General features: G+C 32.1%; 6 protein-coding genes and 1 CRISPR repeat array. All 6 genes read left to right on the top strand.

Going from position 1 to position 5,623, the window contains the following annotated elements; translation table 11 throughout:
• Positions 1 to 351: 351 nt before the first annotated feature.
• The 6 genes from CJF42_RS27840 (at position 352) to tnpA (ending at position 4,794) form a co-directional block, all read left to right on the top strand.
• On the top strand, positions 352 to 519 hold the full coding sequence (locus tag CJF42_RS27840; RefSeq protein ID WP_170940754.1) for a hypothetical protein: 168 nt from the start codon (positions 352 to 354) through the stop codon (positions 517 to 519).
• A gap of 67 nt (positions 520 to 586) precedes the next feature.
• Positions 587 to 1,429: a HEAT repeat domain-containing protein gene (locus CJF42_RS24475; RefSeq protein ID WP_141235660.1), complete on the top strand. Its 843-nt coding sequence runs from the start codon at positions 587 to 589 to the stop codon at positions 1,427 to 1,429.
• Positions 1,422 to 2,324: a hypothetical protein gene (locus tag CJF42_RS24480; RefSeq protein WP_095369141.1), complete on the top strand. Its 903-nt coding sequence runs from the start codon at positions 1,422 to 1,424 to the stop codon at positions 2,322 to 2,324. The genes CJF42_RS24475 and CJF42_RS24480 overlap by 8 nt, the downstream gene beginning before the upstream one ends.
• Positions 2,324 to 3,160, top strand: a complete 837-nt coding sequence (locus CJF42_RS24485; RefSeq protein ID WP_095369142.1) for an ABC transporter ATP-binding protein — start codon at positions 2,324 to 2,326, stop codon at positions 3,158 to 3,160. Before CJF42_RS24480 ends, CJF42_RS24485 begins: the two co-directional genes overlap by 1 nt.
• Positions 3,157 to 3,927: a hypothetical protein gene (locus CJF42_RS24490; protein ID WP_095369143.1), complete on the top strand. Its 771-nt coding sequence runs from the start codon at positions 3,157 to 3,159 to the stop codon at positions 3,925 to 3,927. The genes CJF42_RS24485 and CJF42_RS24490 overlap by 4 nt, the downstream gene beginning before the upstream one ends.
• A 561-nt stretch (positions 3,928 to 4,488) precedes the next feature.
• Positions 4,489 to 4,794 carry an IS66 family insertion sequence element accessory protein TnpA gene (tnpA, locus tag CJF42_RS24495; protein ID WP_095369144.1) on the top strand — a complete coding sequence of 102 codons (306 nt, stop codon included), beginning with the start codon at positions 4,489 to 4,491 and terminating at the stop codon, positions 4,792 to 4,794.
• A gap of 244 nt (positions 4,795 to 5,038) precedes the next feature.
• Positions 5,039 to 5,366: direct repeats of the CRISPR family, unit length 28 nt; unit sequence TTTCTAAGCTGCCTATGCGGCAGTGAAC.
• The last annotated feature ends 257 nt before the right edge of the window (positions 5,367 to 5,623 follow it).

Below are 5,623 nucleotides of genomic sequence, written 5' to 3' on the forward strand. Positions count from 1 at the left end.
TATTTTATGTAATTTCAGCTTTACCTCACCTTAACAAAACGCAAAAATATACTGAATTATAAGTAATCCAAATTCTATTGTTGGTCTGTCTAATTTGGATAATTGGTTTATACCTCGTTAGTTAATTTAATTTTACCTCTAAGGAAGTCTCTAGTTAAATCATACCGAAACAATTTTACAAATGAGAAATTTCTATATACATTATAGAGGCTTAAATGAAGGGGAGTTGCTTTTACTAGTAGTAAATATAATGGAATACTAGTCATATTTGATTTCTACGTTAATTCGTCTGTCCCTCCTTTAGCATTAAATTATTTACTAAAAATAAATACATATATTAAGGAACCAATTATGTTAAAAAAATTTAAAAACGCTAAAAAACAATTAAAGGAACTTAGTATCGAGGTAATACCAAAATCAGCTGACTTTGTTGCAGAGACAGGTGATGACGGTAAGCTGAATGCTGGCGGATTCCCTTGCGTCGTAGGTCGTTTAATTATTTATAAGCGACCGAAGTAATTCTAAACATGGGAATTATAAAGTAGGCAATAAATATTGCCTACTTTCATTAATGGCGGAGATTAAAATGGATTTATTAAAGCTAGAACAAGTCTTACTAGATCAATCTACAAACAATGATGATGTTGAAAACATAGAGCGGATATTTAATGATTTTTTAGAAGGAATTAATATCCCTCAACTCTTAACAAATTATCTTGAGGTTTTCGGTAGCTTAGACCCTTCAAAAAATGAGAAATTCATTTCTGAAAAAGCTAAAAAAGCGACTATAACACCTATTTCAATAATATTTTTTGAAAACGAATATTATAAATTTAGTATCAGAGAACTACATCGTTCAGATAAGGTAATAGCGTCTGATTCAATATATTTTTTGAAGGCTCTTTCCGATCTGACTATAGACATCTTTGACTTCAACTTAGAGAAATTATTATTTGAAAATTGGGAACAAAATATTGAACACAAAAATAAGGTGTGCCTAAAACAATTCGAAAATACGACAGTTTTAAAGAATAAAGCTTTTTACTACTCAGGTGAAAAAGTAAAACTTATTTTAGTCTTAGAGAGAAAACCACTTGGTCCGACTAGATCTGTATACAACTCTAGTACATTCAAGCTTGAACAAATTGCTTCAAATTTCATTGAAAGCGATAGAAGAAATGAAGCATTAAAAGCAATTATTAATATTCTAGATAATAGTAATAAATGCCTACCTAACTCTTATAAAGCCTTGTTAGAAAAGTTACTGGATGACAAATATTTCTCGATTAGGTGGAATGCAGCAAGATTATTAATTAACAATTTTGAAGGTATTGACGATGAACGTACCTTTCAAAAGCTTTTAAGTGATAGAAACAATTTTATTAGAAAAAATATAGCAGAGTTTCTAGGAGAAGCAGTGCATGTATAAGTTAGAGGTTGAAGTAAACCGTACTGATGAAACGATTAAATTTGATATGTTCTTAGATGAGGTTGCACAGGCTAACTTTAATGAATCCTCAGAGGTATTACATATTGCAAATCTAATGCATAAACTGTCAAATAATGAAGAAGAATTAATTAATATTTTAATGTTATATGCTTGTCAGGGTAATGACATAGAAAATGCATATGCAGAAAATTCATTGATCTGCGCTGTATTTGAGCATTGTAGTATCAGGTTGAACTTTTGGCATCCTAGTGAAAATATTCTAGATTTACCCCATATAGAAAGCGAGTTGCATATTTATGACATGCCTCATGATCATAACTTTGATTTTCTTACTGTAGGGATGTGGGGAGAAGGTTACTCAACCGAGGTTTATTCTTATGATCGAAACCAAGTTAAAGGTTATATCGGTGAAGAGGTAAATGCTGATTACCACGGCATAAAAACATTGGGCCGTGGGGATGTTCATTTTTATAGAAAGTCCCATCATATCCATTCTCAAATTGCACCGAATGAACTTTCAATTAGTTTAAATGTATTAATTGACCCTGAAATGACAGAGGAAATGGATGAGCAGTTTAGATTCAAAAAGCACAATCAAAAAAGTTTGATTATTGACCGTACAGAAATGGCTGCAACAAATGGTTTATTAGGTATGGCTCAACCTTTTATCAATATGTTACAAGAGTTTGGGGGGAGTGATATTGACTCAATTCTTTCTGGTTTGACTAAATCTAAGAATCATTATGTTCGATTGGATGCGTATAAAATTTTGTATTCAAGAAGTAATCCATTAGCTAAACAGAAGTTGTTAAAAAGTGCGGAGTTAGATTCTTCCGAATTAATTAAAAGCGCTTTTCATAAAGAGGTTGTTTAATGAAGTCACTTGAAATATCAAACGTTTCTTACAGTTATGACAAAACCAAAGCAATAGAAAATATTAATTTGTCCTTTCTTGAAGGTGATATCAGCATATTGCTCGGCCCAAATGGTGCAGGGAAAACAACTCTTATTAAACTGATTTCAAACTTGCTGTCAGGTTATAGCGGTGAAGTATATTTATCTGATTCTAAACGAAAGTCAGAAATAAAAAATTGCGATATTGGATTACTTTTTGAGGGCAATAGGAGTTTATTTCATAAATTAACACCTATTGAGAATTTGATATATTTTGGTGTCCTCAAAGGTTTATCTCATAAAAAAGCTAAAGAAAGAGCAAATAAATACCTAATTGAAGTGGGACTAAAAGATAAGTTAAACGAGCCTATCGGAAAATTGTCGAGAGGTATGCAACAAAAAGTTTCTTTTGGAGCCTCAATCATTCATGAACCAACAATCTTAATATTGGATGAGCCCTCATTAGGCATGGATTTTTTAGGGGTAGATTTTTTAATTGAATACTTAAAAGAATATGCCAAAAAAGCAATAATACTGCTTGCAACGCATGACTTAAAAATAGCACAGTCTTTAGGGAAAAAGGCTATATTAATCAATAACGGTAAAGTTAAGTCTAAAGTAAATTTGTCTATGTATGACTCACAATCATCAACAGTTATTGTTAAATATTTCTGTAAAACGCTAAATGAAATAAAAGAAGAAGAGTGCGACAAAGAAAACTTGATTTCGTTTATGGGGAATATCGACATAACGCAAATCAAGTCTGTTAATGAAAAAGATTTCGATTTAGAAACTCTGTTAAGGAGAGTAATTTGAATAAAGTATTGTCATTAACTTACGTAGAGTTGAATCGAAGAGTAATAATGTTCAGAAGGTATCCACTTAACTTCTTTATTAGTATTCTTTCTTCAATATTTGTGTTGTTCGGGATCACAGAAACAGCCGACTACTTATCCTCAAATGGTCTATCTAGTACCTCCGTGACAACAGTAGTTGTAGGATATTTTAGTTGGATATTTAGTTTAGGGTTAACCAGTACGGTATCTGAAGATATATCCGAAGAGTCAAAATTAGGGTGTTTTGAGCATATAGCAACTTCAATATATTCATTATCAATGATATACACAGTTAGAATGGTGATAAATGTAGCATACTATTTATTAGGCGCTCTTATACCGCTATGTGTTTTTGTTTTTTTATATTCATTACCTATCTACTTTCCACAGCTCTTTGGTATACACATAATTTTGTTCCTACTTACAGGAGTTGGAATATCTTTCACTATAGGAGCTGTTGCTGTCTATAACAAAAGAATATCTTTAGGTCTGTCATTAGTTCAATTAGGAATTATCGCTATATTTTTCTACCCACATGAATTGAACTCAATGCTCACAAATATTCTGCCATTTGCAAAAGTAATTTCGATTATAAAAGTTGAAGTTTTGGAGCCTAACTTGATTGTTCCAATTTCTAATTACGCCATTTCTTTTGTTAATGCTTTAATCTATCTCGCTCTTGGGTTAATGCTGTTTAACTTTTCAGTTAACAAGTGTAAGAAAGAGGGATTGTTAAATGAACATTAATGATTTTCAGTGCAGATAATAGATCAGCATCTTATCTAGGGTGGGTACGGGTTTTATTCGGCCGATTGTAAAATTAAAGCCGCCTAATCTGTGAATAGGTGGCTTTTTTACTCCAGCTGTTGATTGTGTATAACTATATGTCCAATAAAGATTTGATCAAATGAAACCGCACACTTTTGTGAGGGATAATGAATCCAATAACAAAGGTGTGAAAAAAGTCATCCATGAAAATAAGCCAGCGCATTTTTTGTAGTTTTGATTCCACACCGAAATTGCAATAACTTGATTTTGCTTAAATATAGCTAACATCTATTTATTTATGCTTAACTAGTTTTATAGGTAGTTACTTCTTTAAAATTAAAAGAGAGGAGTGTTTACTAGCGTGTTTGGTTCCAAATGCTATTAACTAAGTGTGTTGTGACTTGTACTGTTCTTCAATTTAAATATTTACACTAAATAATGCGAACAACCGACAATCAATGTAAGCGCGTAATTAGCCCCACATACCAATGTTAATCAAGCTTGCGCATAATTATCTCAGCAAATTAACATGAGGTCATTATGAATAAACAGCAAAAAATAAAACACTGGCAAAACATATTTGCACAGCAACACCGTAGCGATTTAACTATCATTCAATTTTGCCGGGATAACAAGATTAACGTGTCCACTTTCTATGGTTGGCGTAAACGACTTGCAGATAAAACTCAACCAATTAAACCTCAACAGGTGCTCCCCTTTGTTATTCATGAGCAACCTTTAACTCAGCCTTCCATGATCAAAATCACCACACCAACGGGCTATCAGTTAGATTTTGACTCGACATTAATGCCTCAAACGTTATCTCAATTATTGAGTGCGTTGTAATGTATAAACCAATTATCCAAATTAGACAGACCAACAATAGTGTAAGCCGACATTCAATTTTGGATTTAATTACATTGGAATTTAGAATAAACAAAATATTTCTATTTTATATAATTTAAGCTTTATCTCGCCTTAGCAAAACACAAAAACATTCTGAATTATAAGTAATCCAAATTCTATTGTAGGAATGTCTAATTTTGAATATTGGTTTACAGCAAGTCCAATAAATGCAATAGCTAGGGCATTTCTAAGCTGCCTATGCGGCAGTGAACGTAAAAGATGTGATCACAAGTATATCGTATGTTTTCTAAGCTGCCTATGCGGCAGTGAACTATTGTCGGGGATGAAATATCATCTACGTTAATTTCTAAGCTGCCTATGCGGCAGTGAACACACCTATTGAATACAACATTCGAATGATAGATTTCTAAGCTGCCTATGCGGCAGTGAACATAACGCTGCAACACAGACTATTTTATATTATTTTCTAAGCTGCCTATGCGGCAGTGAACTATCATCTGTCATACAGGGTCAATCTCAGTTTTTTCTAAGCTGCCTATGCGGCAGTGAACAATAGGATATCAGTAAAAAAATAAGTTGCAACAAGCAGATAAAGTCTTTTTCGCATTTTTACCTAATTTTTTAGCTGTTTTGTAACTTATTAATAATTAAGTATATTTTAAAATAGTTATTTTTTAGGGTAAAACAGTCGTTTTTCTTAAAAATAAACCCGTTGCATTTAACGGGTTTAAATTTTTCAATGTTACTTAGAATAATTTAAAACCATATATAGTGGTTACGCATCTTCATATCACATTTCGTTTTATAC

The organism is Pseudoalteromonas sp. NBT06-2, from assembly GCF_002276045.1.
In the GTDB taxonomy this organism is placed as follows: Bacteria; Pseudomonadota; Gammaproteobacteria; order Enterobacterales; family Alteromonadaceae; genus Pseudoalteromonas.